Origin of the sequence: Bradyrhizobium sp. LA2.1 (assembly GCF_040547725.1) — a bacterium.
Taxonomy (GTDB): domain Bacteria; phylum Pseudomonadota; class Alphaproteobacteria; order Rhizobiales; family Xanthobacteraceae; genus Bradyrhizobium; species Bradyrhizobium barranii.
Genome location: NZ_JBEPQI010000003.1, coordinates 460791 through 477530 on the forward strand (window position 1 = coordinate 460791; position 16740 = coordinate 477530).

Annotated in this window: 4 protein-coding genes; all 4 read left to right on the plus strand. The window is 63.6% G+C overall.

Annotated elements, in window-relative coordinates; all coding sequences use genetic code 11:
- Positions 1 to 146: 146 nt before the first annotated feature.
- The 4 genes from ABIB95_RS07580 (at position 147) to ABIB95_RS07595 (ending at position 16725) form a co-directional block, all read left to right on the plus strand.
- Entirely contained in the window at positions 147 to 983 is an 837-nt protein-coding gene (locus tag ABIB95_RS07580) for a hypothetical protein (RefSeq protein ID WP_354116960.1), read from the plus strand.
- Positions 984 to 1280: 297 nt separating this feature from the next.
- A complete protein-coding gene (locus tag ABIB95_RS07585) occupies positions 1281 to 14690 on the plus strand; it encodes a filamentous hemagglutinin family protein (protein WP_354238414.1) in 13410 nt (4469 codons plus the stop codon).
- 286 nt (positions 14691 to 14976) lie between these two features.
- Entirely contained in the window at positions 14977 to 15189 is a 213-nt protein-coding gene (locus ABIB95_RS07590; protein ID WP_354238416.1) for a hypothetical protein, read from the plus strand.
- Between the two features lie 336 nt (positions 15190 to 15525).
- Entirely contained in the window at positions 15526 to 16725 is a 1200-nt protein-coding gene (locus tag ABIB95_RS07595; protein ID WP_354238418.1) for a polysaccharide biosynthesis/export family protein, read from the plus strand.
- Positions 16726 to 16740: the final 15 nt, after the last annotated feature.

Genomic DNA, 16740 nt, shown 5'->3' on the forward strand with positions numbered 1-16740 from the left:
CCGGCTTTGATCCAACATCGTGCCGCCAGTAGATGTGATGGCGGCGGACGATAGGGCGCGCGCATTGATCTCCCCATGCCCTGCGATCTCGCGGACCGGTCTGGCGCATCGGTTCCCTGCTCGCAAATGTCACATGATTGATATTCATGACGGTTATCGCTCGGATCCGATCAGGGACGGTCAGTGCCATGTCGACGCGCCTATTCATTGCTTTGCTCGCTGGCGTCCTTGCCGGGGGAAGCGTCCAGGCGTTTGCCGTCAGCGCGCCCGGTTCGATGGATTCTCCCTCCACCGAGTCACGCGATGATCTGTTTGCCACGAAGCCGGCCGGCCCGGCCCCAGCTCCCGCCGTCGTGCCGGCACCCGCGACTGTCGAACGGCCGCCGGCGCCTGCACCGGCACAACGCGCGCTCAGCGACAACCCGCTGTGGGCTATCCCGCTCGGGCGTTTGACGGCCAGCCGTGAGCGGCCGTTGTTTGCGCCGACGCGACGGCCGCCGGCGCCTGCACCGGTTGCCGTGTCGGCGCCCGTGCAGGTAGCTCCGCCGCCGCCGGCCGAACCCGAGAGGCCGCAGCTCTCTCTGCTGGGCACCATCGTCGGCAGCGAAAAGATCGGCTTGTTCATTGATTCCGCCAGCAAGTCCGTGGTCCGGCTGAAAGCAGGCGAAAACCACAAAGGATGGACCCTTCGGGCGGTCGAGCGGCGCCAGGTGGAGTTCGCAAGAGGACTCGATATTACCGTGCTGGACATCCCGTCGCCCGACATGAAGGCCGGTGCGGTTCCGGGCGGGCCAGTGCTTGCGGGGCCGCCGCCCGTTCCGGTCGCCATGCCGGTCCCGCCTCCGCGAGGTGGGCCCACCCCGGCTTCCGACGTCCACCCTGGCGCCAGCAAGAACCTGACGATCAACAAGAGCGCGCAGCCGGCAAATTTCAAGCTGCCGCCGGGTCTGCTTAGCCCGTTTGCCAACCAAGGCCAGCGCTAGGGCAGCCGAATCTCATCATGCTTTAGGGCCATTCTGGCCGGGCCGCCGCAGCTCGCATCGACGCGATATCGCGTTGATAACAAGCAATAACATAATTAATCGCACGCTTTCCTACTGAAATTGAAGCGATTTTGCCGCGCCTCGGCCGGTGGAACGCGATGTCGCAGATGTGCATAGTGCTTCAATGCTACAAATCTGACATATGAATGTTAGTAAACGAAAAGTAAATGCGAGGCGCGAATGCGCCTGCATCAGCGGCGTGCTCGACTGGAACTTGCAATCAGAAAGTGCCGCAGCGTGCCCCATCGCGATATCCTTGTTTCTCCCCCCGGGATGCGGCGTGCGTTTGAACGGACGCTGCTCTGCGGCGTCAGCCTGCTGGCGCTGTCGGTCGCGGGCGGCTTCGGCCATGCGCGCAGCCTCACGCCCGGCGCCAGCACGGTGGTGCCGACGGCGGCCGCGCAGCAGGCGGCGATTTTGGCCGCGCAGCAGGCTGCCGGCGCAGCGACCCAGGCCCAGACCTCGCTTGCCCGCGCGGCAGCAGCGCTTGCCGCCGCGCGCAAGCTCCAGTCGGATGCTGCCGCCGCCGCCCAGGCCGCTGCGTCGTCCGTCCCGAATGGATTGACCCCGGGCGGATTGATGCCGTTCGGCGGCACCGCGGGCGATCCATTGGCGGGCATCAAGGCCGATGCCTCCAAATGGCTCGGCGCGAATTTGCCGAAGCAGACGACGAGCGGCTCGAAGGTCTCGGTCGATATCCAGCAGACCCAGAAGAAGAGCATTCTTTACTGGGACACGTTCAACGTCGGTACCAACACCACGGTCAATTTCAGGCAGTCCGCGTCCGACTGGATCGCGCTGAACCGGGTGCAGGATCCCAGCGCCTCGCCGAGCCGCATTCTTGGCCAGATCAATGCCATCGGCGGCGTCTACCTGATCAACCGCAACGGCATCATCTTCGGCGCCGGCTCGCAGGTCAACGTTCACACGCTGATCGCCTCCAGCCTCGATGTCGGCAAGCTCGGCAGCGATCTGGCGGCGCGCGACCAGTTTTTTCTCAACAACGGCATCGCCGATCTCAACTCGTTCTCGATCTATGACAAGGACGGCGGCGCGGCGACCAAGCTGATCGCCGGCGACATCAAGGTCGAGCGCGGCGCGTCCATCACCGGCAATATCCTCTCAGACCAGGTTTCGCTTGGCTCGCCCGGCTCGGTCTATCTGTTCGGTGCCAACGTCTACAATTCCGGCTCAATCACCGCGCCCGGCGGGGAGGTCGCCATGGTGGCGGCGCGAACGATCGATGTCGTTCCGAACGGCTATTCGCTGCTGCCGGACAGTGTGCTGGGCAAGGACGACAAGGGAAACACCATCAAGTTCCGCGGCACCGAATTCAGGCTGTCGCAGTTTGCGTCGGTGTACAACCCGGACGACCCGCAAGCGCCTTTCGGCTATCCCAAAACCAGTACCTATTTGCCCGGCACCGGCGCTGTGGTTCACGACGGCCTGATCGACGCCTCTCGCGGCATCGTGGTGATGAATGGCGATACCGTAGCGATCGGAAATCCCAAGGATGCATCAGGCCACGGTCTGGCCGACAGCACCGGAAAGCTGATCCAGGGCGTGATCTCCGTCGATACCAGCATCGACCGCAACAGCTTCGTGCTCCTCCGCGCGGCGACAAGCGTCACCATGAACGGCGTGATCTCGAGCCTGCCGGTCGATGACGGCGCGGCGGGATTGACGAGCACGCAGAGCTTCGCGCCAGCCTACATCGAGATGACTGCCCAGACCAACGTGGAGGTCGGATCAAATGGGCTGATTTCGGCCCCGTCGGCCCAAGTCGCGCTTAATGCTCAGATCTTTTCCCATCTCCGGACGATCAACGGGGAGCAGGTTGTCGTCCCGAATCTGTTCAACCAAGGCATGACGTCTACCGGGGGCGGCAACGCAGATGTCCTTCCCAACTCGAACGCTGCGCAGTCCGTCCTGCTCGCGCCGGGCGCAACGATCGATGTCGCCGGGCTCCAGAACGTCGAGCTGCCGGCGAGCTACAACATCATCTCGTTCCAGCCGCGCGCCGAGTTCGCCGACATGCCCTTGCAGCGCAACGGCGCGCTGTACGGCCAGACGATGTATATCGACATCCGCAACACCGGCACCCGCAGCGACGGCACCGCGTGGGTGGGAACGCCGCTCGCGGACGCCAGCGGCTATGTCGCCAAGGTCCCGCGCAGCATCTACCAGCTGATGACCGTCGGCGGCAGCGTGTCTCTGACGACGGACCTCTCCACCAGCAACGGTGCTGCCAGCGTCAAGACCGACGGCTCGATCATGAATGTCGCGGGCGGCAGCGTGAAGTTCCTGCCCGGCATGGTGAACACGACGCGCCTGATCGGCAGCGACGGCCGAATCTACAGCATGACCAACGCCGACCCGAACATGACCTATCTCGGGATCGCGGGCCAGTTCACCGTCAAGCATGCGCGCTGGGGCGTCACGGAAACCTGGTCCACGCCGACCCAGATCTATTCGGCAGGCTTCACCGAGGGGCATGACGCCGGACGCGTAAGCGTCGTGACCGTCAATCCGGCGCTGCTCGGGACGATGTATTTCGGCTCGACAGCCGGCGAGCGGCAGATCAGCGGTGGGCAATTGCCGTTGCAGGGCTCACTCGAGCTGACGACACCGTCGAGCGTGCAGATCGGCGCGACGGCATCGGCCAATTTCACGACGCAAAGCACCTATACGACGAATTTGTCGGCCGACATCCTGTCGGGTTACGGCCTCAGCTCGCTGAAGGTGACGGCGAACGATTTCGTGCTGTCGGGTGGCAGCATGCTCAATCTCGCGGCCGGCGGCAGCCTCTCTGTCAATGCGGGCGGAGCGATCGATATCGCCGGAACGGTTTCCGCGGCTGGGGGAAGCGTCGATCTCGTGACAGACCGCGTCGCGTCTTCCAGCCAGCCCTTGTTCAAGGCACCGATCGATAAGTCGGGCAAAGACATCGCTGCGAACGTGTTCGTAGAAGGCACGATCGATGTCAGCGGCCGTTTCGTCAATGACATCGGCCGCGTGGCTGGCGTCGATGCGGCTGGCCCAGCCTATATTAACGGCGGAAGTATTTCAATTGCCACGAGTAAGAGTAGTAAGGACCGGATCGATACGACGGGCAGCATCCTTCTCGCCAAATCTGCCGTACTCGATGTCTCGAGCGGAGGCTATATTTCGCCGCAAGGCAAGGCGAAGACGGCATCCTCTGGCGTGATGGCCGGCAAGGCTGGAAGCATTTCGCTCGCAATTTATCAGGGGCTCGTGTGGCGTCTACCGACTGACGGCGCCGATCCAACATTGCCTGATCCGTCCCTGAGTAGATCAATCGCGGTGATCGGGCTTGACGGTACTCTTCGCGGCTACGGCTTCGAGAGCAACGGGAGCTTGAGAATCGCCGGAGCGGACACCATCCGGATCGGCGGCGAACTACAGGCAGGCGAGACGTCTTCGATCCGCGTCAACGGGATCGCGACCACGCTGCCGGAGTCGCTGCTGACAGGCGGTGGATTCGGTTCCTATACGCTTGAGTCGGTGAGCGACGGCTGGTCCGGCGCAGCCGCCAACATCATCGTTTCCGCCGGGACGAGCCTGGCTTTCCAGCAGCAGAACTTCGCGAGCCTTGCCGATTACACGGCCACGTCGACCGGCACCAAGCTCGGCCAGCAGGCAACGCCACAACTTGCGCTGCTTCCGGACAATCAGCGCAAGGCCGTCGATCTCACGCTGAAGGCTGACAACATCAAGCTCGATACGGGCTCGAAGATCGTCACCGATCCCAAGGCGAAGATCACCTTGGCGGCGGTCGTCGATGACCGCAAGACCAACAAGCCGAGCGATCCGACCTGGACCGTGCCAGCAAAGTCCGTCGAGCTGCGTGGCACGATCATCGACCATGGCGGCTCCGTCTTCATCAACTCGCTGGCGACGCATCTTTTGTCCGACGCGAAGATCGACCTGTCCGGGACATTCGTCGCCAATTCCCTGTTCGGGACGGTCAACGGTCCAAGGACGAGCGGCAGCTACATCGCCGGCGGCACGTTTGCGGTGGAAGGTGGGACGATTACCACGGTCAACACATACAAAGACCCGACAGGTGATTCCAGCAAGGACCAGTTCTATTTCGCTTATGGCGCTCCTGGCTCCGCCGGCACCCCGCAGCAAAGCTACCTCGTCGCCGATGCCGGCGCGGTGGTCGACGTCTCCGGCGCGGCCGGCAATATCCAGGTGGCAGGCGCGCGCGGCGCGACCACGTCGCAATGGTCCTGGAGCGACGCCGGCACAGTGAGCGCAGACGTCAGCGGATTTTCCTGGGGCGGCAGTTTCGCCGCGGCCGGCGGCCGATATGTCACCGGCGATGGCACGGTGCATGCTGACGCGCGCGCCAATGGCGGGACCATCCTGCTCGGCGGCGGCAACATATTCTTGCAGCAGGGCGCCGCCGGCGTCATCAGCGCGCCGATGACGCTCACCGTTTCGGCCGATCAGCTCGCGCCGTTCGACAACGTCTATCTCTACGCGGCCGGGGCTGTGGGCGGTGCCGCGCGCATCTTCACCGACCTGCCCGGCAACACCTACGGCGACAGCGATCCGCAGTGGGGAAATCTCACGATTTCCAGTTCGCTGAACTGGACCGTGACCAACCGTCTGCACATTGCGGCGGGTGTCATCACGGCGCCGGCATCCGGCTCGGTTGATGCACACATTGCGGCATCCTATGTCGCGCTCACCGGTTCCGGTAAAAATCCGGCGGCCGGCACCAGCACGTTGACGGTGAATGCGCAGACGATCGATCTGGAGAGTGGAAGGCCGTCCAATTTCAAGCCGGGCGACGCTCAGCCGGGCCTCGACTTCTCGGGCTTCAGCCAGGTCAACCTGATCGCGAGCGGCGACCTTCGCCTCGGCACGCTCAAGGTTGTGAATGGTCTCAAGACTGATCCCTCGCAGACCGTCCCGACGGAGCAATCGAGTTTCACCGGCAAGCTGGTCTCGGCCGGAGATCTCCTGCTCTCCGCCCAGCGAATCTATCCGGTCTCCGCCGTTAACTTCACGATCGAGACGCCGGGGAACGTAAAGTTCGCCGCGCCCGCCAACAGCTACACCGGGATTCCGCTATCGGCCGGCGGCGGCATCACCGTGTATGCCGGGACCATCGAGCAAGCGGGCAATCTGTTCGCGCCGCTCGGCAAGATCGCGCTCGGCAATACCGACAGCGCAGTGTCCAAGATCATCACGCAGTCGGTGGTGCTGGAGGCCGGGAGCCTCACCTCGGTGTCGCTGGCCGACACGACCGTTCCCTACGGTGCGACGTCCGACGGCACCAACTGGTACTACAACGCCAATCTCAATCCGCTGGCGCAACCGCCGTCGAAGGGTTTGATCCTGGCCGGATCGAACGTAACGCGCGCCGACGGTTCGACGATCGACCTGCGTGGCGGCGGCGATATCCAGGCCATGGAGTGGATTGCGGGCAAGGGCGGCTCGCGCGATAGCCTGACCACGACGCCTTCCGGCCAGACCGTCTACGCGCTGTTGCCGTCGCAGACCGATCCGATCGCTGCTTATGACATCCATTTTGCGACCGCGCGCAGTGCCGATGCGGGCAAGACCGTCACCGCCGGCGACGCGATCCCGCTGGCCGGCACCCAGATCACGATCGACGGCGGCAACGGCATCCCGGCGGGGACCTATACGCTTTATCCGGCGCACTATGCGACGCTGCCGGGCGCTATGCGTGTCGTCGTCTATTCCAGCGACAACACCGGCAAGAACATTGCCACGGGAACCAAACTGCCTGATGGCACCGTTCTGGTGACCGGTCATTACACGCAGTCGACCGCGCCCGGAAAGCAGTCGTCCGGCCAGACGGTGTTCGCGGTGCAGACAAGCTCGGTCTGGCAGCAATACAGCGAGTACAGCTTCAACGGCGCCAACGCCTATTATGCCCAACTGGCGGCCAAGAACAATGTCACGGCGCCGCGGCTGCCGATGGATGCGGGCCGGCTGTCGATCTCCGCGCTCCAGTCGATCGTGATGAACGGCGTTGCGCGGACGCTGCCGGGACAGGACAAAAACGGCAACACCGGCCGCGGCAGCGAGCTGGACATAAGCGCACCCAAGCTCGCGGTGGTCGGCCATGCCGGGTACGTCAACAACGACATTCCGGCCGGCTATGTCGGCCTTGACGTTGCCCAGCTCAACGACTTCGAGAGCATTCTGATCGGCGGCAGCCGCAGCGACTTCGCAACGGGCACGCTGATCACGCCGACGGCCAGCAATGTCGTCGTGGATACGCGCGGCGAGACGTTCAGCGCGCCGGAGATCCTGCTTGTCGCCCAGCAGGTCGGCCAATGGCAGGAAGTCACGCAATCGGTGACGGTCGGATCGCAGTCCGTCCTGCTGGATCTTCCGGTCTATGTCCCGGAGGCCGGTAGCGGCACGGTGACCATCAATACCGGCAGCATCATCAAAACTACGGGTGTCGTTCATGCCGGGCTCGGGCGCCATTACGTCGTTGCTGCGGACGGGCAGGCGCCTGTCACGGCCCAGAGCCTCGCCGCGGCTTTAGGCGGGACGCTCTCTGGAACGGAGATCGTGGGTGCCGATCTTGCAAAACTCCTCGATCCCACGAGCCCCGCGCGGCTGGCTCTCGGTTATTACGCGAACGGCGGTGCGCAACAGCCGGGGCGCGGCGCCTTGTTCGTGGCGAGCAACGACCCGACGCTGCAACTGACGGGGCCGACTGCGACCGGAGTTTCGGCGCCAGCACTCACGATCAAATTCAAGGATGTCGCGACCGCAACGGCCGTGCTGCCGGCCGGGCCGGTGACGGGAAGCCTGACACTGACGGGCGGTGACACCAGCAACAGCGGAAAGGTGGCGATCGCCGACGGCGTCAAGATCTCGACCAACACGCTGACGCTGCAAGCCACCGCCTCCAACAACGCGATCGCCATCAATACAACGGACCTGCACGCCAATCTGGTCAACCTGATCGCGCCGACCATCGGCGTCGGAGCGGCCTCGGCGGTTGCCGGCAAGAGCCTGGTGCTGCCGTCCAACAGCACCCAGTTCGCCGACGTGCAGACACTGGCCCTGCGCGCGCTGTCTGGTCCGGTTACGGTGTATGGCGATTTCAATTCCGGTGCGCGCAGTCTGTCGCTGGACGCCACCGGCATCGCGCTCGGCAGCGAGGTGCTCAATCCCGGCACCAGCCTGAATCTGCGCGCCGGAACGGTGCTGGCGTTTTCCTCCTCGGCGACGGTCGAGTTCAGCGTCGGCGTCACCGTCACATCCGCCGCAGGCGTCGCCACGACCTACGCCGCCAACACCCAGATCGCGCTCGATCCGAACAGCAAGGTCAGCGTCGCATCTGCCGGGACGATGACGGTTGCGGGTTCGGGTGGCGCCACCCTGACGCGGGACGGCCTGATCTCGGCGAGCAACAACATCACGCTCAAGAACACCGGGGCCAGCCCGCCCTTCAGCGCTCCGGCGGCGAACGGCAACAGCCTCGAACTGGCCGCAAAGGAAATCGACCTGGGCAGCGGCCGGGTCAATGGGAATGTCGTCAACGGCAACTTCACCATTGCCGGTTTCTCCAAGGTCAAATGGTCGGCCGACGACAGCGTGGTCGTCAAAGGCCCGGGCACGATGACGCTCGGCGCGAACGGCGACAAGACCGACCTCACCGTCAGCACGCCGCGCATTCTGGTCTCCGGCGCAACCGCGGGAACTCCTCAGGGTTTTGTCCTGACGGCGTCGGGCGATATCTCCATCGTCGATCCGGTGACGCGCGGCTCGGCCGCAACTGCGCCTGCCGACAGCGACGAGACCGGCGGCATTCTCACGGTCACGGCGTCGAACATTGCCGTCGGCAGCACCATTCAGGCGCAGGCCGGCACGATTACGCTCGGTGCGATCGCGGGGAACGTTACCCTCAATCCCGGCGCGTATATCTCGGCGCGCGGCTACAAGAAGACGCTGGTCGACGTCGACACCTATCTGTCAGGCGGCAAGGTCGTGCTGTATGCCGACATCGGGTCGAACGCCACGGGCGGAGGCCAGGTCATCACCGACGCCAGCAGCACCATCGACGTCGCGACGACGAGCGGTGGTCAAGGCTATGGCGGGACGATCGAGGTGGACGCGCTCCGCGGCGGCGCGATGCTCGCCGGCCGGCTGCTCGGCACCGGCGGTCCCGGCCTCGGCGGCCGGTTCAAGCTTGATACAGGCGGTGCGGCCGACCTGACGGCGCTTGCGGACATTCTGCTCGCCGGCGGCCTCACCGGCGCGATCGACATCCACACCCGCACCGGCAATCTCGAACTGGCGGCAGGGCACACGCTGAAGGCCAATAACATTACGCTTACGGCGGACGATCCGACCTGGATTCCCATCTTCCAGGAAAGGCAACTGGGTCAGGTCATCATCCGCGGCACGCTGGATGCCACCGGCTATGGCGGCAGCACGATCGACGGCACCGGGCAGGCCGGCGGAAAGGTCGCGCTCTACGGTGCCAATTCGGTGTTCCTGGCGAGCAGCGGCGTGATCGACGCCTCGACCACGCACGCCGACGAGCGTGGCGGCGACGTCACCATCGGAATCGGCTGGGACGCCAAGTCGAAAATCTGGCTGCAACAGGGTACGCAGATCAACGTCTCCGGCGGCACCAGGGGCGGCCTGAGCGGCGGGACCGTGACGTTCCGCGCCCCTCTGGACGGCAACAACGACGTCAAGATTGCCGCGATCAGCAATGTCGCCAACCCGTCGGGCACGCACGGCATGAACTTCTACGCCGACGGCGACAAGACCTTCGACGCGCTTCCCGTCATCGATGCCACCAACAACATCAACGATCGCTCAAAGGTCAGCATCGTCGGTGCGCGCTCGGTCGCCGTGAACGGCTTCATCGCATTCGACACCACCGCTAGCAACCACGGCCTCGACGGATCAAGCCTTGGCTGGTTCGGCACGATCGATCCTGCCGGCTGGTACAGGTTGGACCCGAACGGGAATGTAATACTTGCGACGGATGGATCGTGGACCAACGTTTCGGGATGGCAGTTTTCGAGTGTCACCACGGCCAACGGCTTTACCAGCGTGGTCAGCGGCGATGTTTCAATTCCGAACAGCAATGGCGCAGTGCTCAAGAACTTCGTCATGGGGATATACAGTTTCACTGCCGCCGATAATCTCGGATACGCGCCAGGTCAGACGAATATTCCGGTCACGATCGATCCGCCGCCGGCGGGCGGCGTCGCCGCCCTGGGTTATGGGCAGGTCGATGCCAACGGGGTGCTGTTCGTCGTTATCACCAACCCGGGCAGCGGTTACACCAGTCCCTTGGCGAGCGTGAAGGTTGGGCCCAACGGCGTAGTCGTGCTACCGTCTGTCGGACGCTTTAGTGGCGTACCAAATTCCTTCCTCACGATTGTGTCTGCTGATGTGGTGCCCGGGAGCGGTGGCGCCAGCAGCGCCGTGCAACCGTCGGTCCAGGTGAGATTGGGCAACGGGAACGCCACCATAGGATTCTCGGCCGCGAACAATCTTTCCGGTACATCAAAGCGGAATCCGGACGGTACGATCACCTTTGTAGGCAAGACGAAGAACTTCATTCCATGGAGTTCAAGCGGGGTCTACGACACGTTTGACCCTGCCAACCAAGGCAAACCGGGTGTCGCGAGCTTTACCGGCGACACGAGCCCCGACCGAGTGTTTTTCGGCGATACGATCTCCCAGATCACCAAGGGGACGTGGAGCTATAACGGGCAGAGTTACGGCTTCACCAACCTGTTCACGCGCCTTGCTCCATTGGTCGACAGCCTCGGCGCGGACGTCGTGCACGTGCAGCCGGGCGTCGACCTGGTGAACTCCAAGGGCGACATCACCGTCAGCAGCAACTGGAATCTGGCGGCTGGTACGGTGGGTAACCTCGCAACCGACGGCGGCGTGACCTATTTCGATCCGGCATCGAGCTACGTGAACTTCACCTACCGTCTCGCGACGCCCTGGGGCGGGCTCGACGCCGGCGTGCTGTCGCTGCGCGCTGCCGGAAACATCAACGTCAACGCCTCGATTTCCGACGGCTTCTTCCAGTTCGCGAACTATCTCGACAAGGGCTACACGGACAAGCTCGCGAACTATGCGACCAGCCGCTCGGTCGATCTCGGTTCGATCTATCTGAACGACTATACCACCGGCCAGCTGCCGATCGCGCCCTACAAGATCGGCGATAGCGGCAACGGCATCAGCCCGGCTTCGCAGGATCTCGCGAGTGCCGATCTGTTCCCGCACACATTGCTCGTCTGCACCGTCGATTGCAACCAGGCGAACATCAAGACGGTGACGGCGCCGTCGTCCTGGGCTTACATCCTGACCGCCGGTTCCGATGTCTCGAGCGCCAATCCGACCGGCAGGGTCCCCCTTGCGAACGGCAGGGGAGACGTCATCGTCGACAAGCACGGCAGCTATGGCCAGTTCCTGAAAGACGGCACCACCAAGGTCGATGTCAGCATTCCGACCATGATACGGACGGGCACTGGCAACATCACCATCTCGGCAGCCCAAGATGTGATCATGAGGGACGTCGCTGCGCCTGGCGTGATCTACGCGGCTGGCGTCAATACCGCGACCTATGCCAATCCCTACAGCTTGCAGGCCTCCGGCGTTGTCGTGACCAATCCGGACGGCTTCTTCGAGCCCCGCGTGCTGGGATATGGCAACGCGGCTTTCGCGGCCGGAGCCACTGAGCTCTATTATGGCCCGCCGACCGCTGCGGCATTCCCCGAAAAGGGCGGGGACGTCGTCATCGACGCGCAGCGCGATGTCGTGGGCGGCACCAAGGTGATCGCAATAAAGGATGCGAACGGCAACACGGTCTACAAGAAAGTGCCTCAGTACTATCAGCCTTGGCTGCTATCCAATTCCGGTGTGACGCCCAGCGCCGGTGCTTCGATCCTCGGAGCCGGTGTCTTCGCGCCGGTTGGAACGCAGATCGCCTCGCAAACCGCGTGGTGGATCCAGTATGGCAGCTTTCAGCAGGGCTTCCTGAGCGCAGGCGGAAATGTGAGCGTTCTTGCCGGGCGCAATATGCTCGATGTGTCGGTATCGGCTCCGACGACTGGGCGCGTCACCGGCGGCCTGTCGGCGAACAGCACGCCCGTGACCCATCTCTACGGCAGCGGCAATATGGTCGTGCGCGCCGGCGGCGACATCCGGGGCGGCTCGTTCTACGAGGGTTCCGGCCACGCCAGCATCGTCGCGGGCGGCGACATCGGCCAGAACGATTATGTCTACAGGTACGCGAACAGCACGCTCAAGCTTCCGAACCTTCCGCTGCTCGCTGTCGATACCGGGCAGATCACGATGACGGCAAACGGCTCGATCGCGATGGCGGGTGTCGTCAACCCGGCTGCCTTGCACGCCCAGCAACCGAGCAGGGCGAACCCCTTGGATACGGGCAACGTTCAGTCCCCTTTGTACATGGACACCTACGGCCCAGATAGTAAGGTCCGGTTGGTGGCGCAGTCGGGCGACGTCACGATCGCCATCGCGCCCACGGCGATCCGCATCCAACCCGCTAACAGTCTCAACGTTCTGGCGGCTCCGGCGACCTATCCTGCGAGCTTCGAGGCCATCGCGCTGCAAGGCAATTTGATAACGACCGGGATCGGGGACATCCTGAAGCAGAATGTTTTGGCTAATGCTACGGCTTCGGTTCCGACACCGGGCATCGTGCTCAGTCCGTCCCTGCACGGCACTTTCAATCTGCTGGCGCAGGGCAATATCGACCTCACGTTCGGCTACCCCGATACGTCGGCGCCGCAATCGATCTCGCGCCCGTTGATCTCCGCCGGGCCGTCGTTGATAGACGCTGCGTTCGATCCATTCCGCCCCAATAGCGGCAACGGCGAGGCTTCCAGCCGTGCGCTGCTTGCGCATGAGAACGATGTGGCCGACGGACTCGAGACCACTGCCCGGATCTACGCCGCGACCGGTGATATCAAGGCAACGGGGAGTTTCGGCGTACGTACGATTGGCGATGGCCAGAGGGTCTACCAGCGTATCGAGATCAATCGCCCGACCAGCATCTATGCGGGGCGAGACATCGTCGATCTCAACGTCATCGTGCAGAACATCCATGCCAGCGACGTGAGCACGATCGCGGCCGGCCGGAACATCACTTACACCGGCTTTCAAAATGGCGGCGGCTTGCAGGTGGCCGGACCCGGGTTCCTCGTGGTTCAGGCCGGCGGCGATATCGGCCCGTTCCTCCCGGCGGCGTTCGACAACGCGACCCAGGCGCCGGTCCAGGAGGGCATCGTGTCGGTCGGCAATTCCAGCCCGACGCCGGTCGGAAACATCTACATCTCGAACACCACGGGCGGCGGTTCGGTCGGCATCTACAACCAGTCGCTGCTCGGCCCGTCGAATAATCCGCGGCGCAATGCGACGCTGACGGACGCTGCCGGCACCAAGCAGGGTGCCGACATCATCACGATGTTCGGCACCAAGTTCGGTATCGATTACGCCGCCGTGGCGGCTTCCTATATCGATCCGGCGAATGCCAACAGCGTCAAACATAACTATGTGTCCGAGCTGCGCTCCTTCTTGAGCCGGATCGGCAAGCCGGCAAGCGACGGTGACACCGATGCCAGCGTGTTCGCGGCCTTCCAGGCCTTGCCCACCGACCTCCAGCACGTCTTTATCGACCAGCTCTTCTTCGCCGAGCTCAAAGCCGTCGGCATCGGCCAGAAGGACGGCACGTCGTCAGACACCCAGCGCGGCTACCGCATGATCGAGACGATGTTCCCGGCGAGACTGGGCTACACGGCAAACGTGCTCGGCAGCGGGAGCAACGGCGCCAGCCAGCTGGTCAAGACTGGCGACATGAACCTGCTGCATGCCACGGTTCAGACCCAGCTCGGCGGCGATATCTCGATGTTCGGCCCGGGTGGCAATATCATCGTCGGCTCGCTTGCGGCCGAACCCAACTCGGCGCTGAAGCTGCGGGATATCGGCATCCTCACCCTGGGTGGCGGCGCGATCAACACCTTCACAGACCAAAGTGTGCTGGTGAATTCGAGCCGCGTGCTCACGACCCAGGGCGGCGACATCCTGATGTGGAGCTCCAACGGCAATCTCGACGCCGGCCGCGGCTCCAAGACGACCTTGTCGGCACCGGCGCTGCAGGTGCTCTATGATCAGGATGATTACCAGTCGATCGATCTTGGCGGCTTCGTGACCGGCGCGGGCATCGGCACGCTGCAGGCGTCGTCGCAAGCAGCTGCGTCCCAGCTTTATCTTCTCGCACCGCGTGGCACGATCGATTTCGGCACCGCCGGCGTGCGTGCCTCGGGCAGCGCAGTTTTTGTCGCACCCGTCATCGCCAACGCCAGCAATTTCCAGGTGCAGGGGAGCACGACCGGAATTCCGACCGTATCCGTTCCCAATATCGGCGCGCTCACGGCAGGCTCGAATACGGCCGGCGCGGCCGCCAAGTCGGCGGAAACGCCAACCGCAACCGGCGCCCGCAGACAGGGTTCGATCTTCATCGTCGAGGTGATCGGCTATGGCGGCGGTGACGGTCAGGATGACCAGGCGACCGACAAGAAGGAGTCCGATACGACGCCATCGGGGAACGACAAGCAGTGATGGTCTGCACGTTCAACTCGAGATTGATCGGCTCGCGGTCGCGGTCGACAGCTCCGTGTCGCCGTCATCCATCACGATTGAGCGAGACGCCGGACAAGCTGAGCACACCCGCCACCGAATGAACGCTTTTCGTCCAGAAATCTGACTTCTTGTTTAGGATTGGTCACAGCAACGATAAGAAACAGACCTACAAGGTCGGCAACAGGCTTCTGGGAGACGGGCAGTGGGCTGCTGTCCGTCCCATTTTGGAGACGGCCTGTCTGTAATTTTGTTTTTGGGGGTTGAAATGCGCGCGACGAATCCGACCGAACCGGTCTGCTCCGAGTCCGCGCTGCCTGGATTGAAGGCCAACGTCTACGATCTCGGTCTGAAACAGGACGAGGACGGCCGGCTTCGCCGCATCAGAGATCTCGAGCACGAGAATGCATTGTTGATGCGTATGGTCTCGGAAACTCAGATCGAGCTCGCGCGCCTGCGCGAGCTGTTGTCCTCGAACTGATGTGATCCGGGGCCTTCTCGGCCGCCGGGCGCCGCGTCTTCGCCGATTTGAGCAATCGATCCACCCGAGCGACAGCTGCGGGGGCGGTGACACGTTCGGTTGACCGATTCCGTCGGGTTCACCGGCCGCGCGCGAAACGCGCGGCGGCGTCCGCGGGATTTGTGGCCCTGAAGTCTCGTCGGCTGCCGTGCTCGTTTTCGCAGATGCGTTGCGCCGAGCGTCTACTCAGCAGGAACCGCACATCACCTGCGCCGGCGGCGCGGGAGGCATGCTCCGCCGCGAGGCGTCCCGCAAGCCGGTCCAGGTGTGCGTCAGCTTGGTGTGAAACGAACGGTCATGCGATTTTCGAAGTTCTTGTTGATCGCATGCTGCCTGATCTCGTCGGCCGTGCTCGGCGGCTGTGGGTTCATTCCGATGTCAGGGCCGGCAAGTCTCGACATCAGGAACGAGAACACGACGATGCTGCCCTTTGCGGTGGTCAAGCTCAATCCCGAGGTCCTGCAGGTGCTCGAGAAATACGAGCCCAACGGACTATCCGGAAATCTCGCGGACACGCGTCCGCCCTCGAGCATCAAGTTCGGCATAGGCGACGTCATCAGCGTCACGATCTTCGAGGCCGCGGCGGGCGGGCTCTACGTGCCGCTGGAAGCCGGCGTGCGCCCGGGTAATTTCGTGAATCTGCCCGATCAGGCCGTCGACAACGATGGGAACATCACGGTGCCCTATGCCGGCCGGATCCGCGCCGCGGGCCGCACCAATGTGCAGGTTCAGGAAGACATTCTTGCGCAGATCAAGAAACGCGCGATCGACCCGCAGGTCGTGGTGACATCCAGCCAGCAGCGCTCCTCGCTCGTCAGCGTGTTCGGCGAGGTCAGGACGCCGGTGCGTTTCCCCATGCCGTCGGCTGGCGCGCAGGACCGCATCACCGACGCGATCACGCGGGCGGGCGGCATCAGCGGCGCCGGCTGGGAGACGTGGGTCGTGCTCGAGCGCGGTGGAAAGCGCGCCACGGTGCCGTTCGGCAATCTGGTCTATTTCCCGGCGAGCAACGCCTTCGTGCAGCCTGGAGACCGCCTTTATCTCTACCGTGAGCCGATGAAATTCATCGCGTTCGGCGCCACCGGCCAGCAGGGCGAGTTCAATTTCGACGCCTGGCGTATCAATCTGACGCAAGCGGTCGCGAAGGCGCGCGGCCTGCTCGACCTCCAGGCCGATCCGGCATCCGTCTTCCTGTATCGCCGTGAGCCGCGCGAGGTGGCGCAGCGGCTCGGTGTCGACTGCTCCAGGTTCGACGGCGATTCCGTGCCGATCGTCTTCAACGTCAACTTCCAGGATCCGGCCGGATATTTCATCGCCACCAAGCTATCGATGCGTCCGTTCGACGTGCTCTACGCCGCTAACGCTGCGCAAGTGGATGTCACGAAGGTTCTGACCTTCATCAACACGGCGCTCGTGACCGCGGAGAGCGGAGTGAGCCTCGTCAACAACATCCGCTTCCCGGGGCCGACCTCCTCGACGACCACCGTCTTGCAGTGAAGCCGGTCGGGCATT

Bases quoted from the DNA above. Each gene is read 5' to 3' on its own strand.
- ABIB95_RS07580 (WP_354116960.1), top strand. From the start codon at position 147: ATGACGGTTATCGCTCGGATCCGATCAGGGACGGTCAGTGCCATGTCG.
- ABIB95_RS07590 (WP_354238416.1), top strand. From the start codon at position 14,977: ATGCGCGCGACGAATCCGACCGAACCGGTCTGCTCCGAGTCCGCGCTG.
- ABIB95_RS07595 (WP_354238418.1), top strand. From the start codon at position 15,526: ATGCGATTTTCGAAGTTCTTGTTGATCGCATGCTGCCTGATCTCGTCG.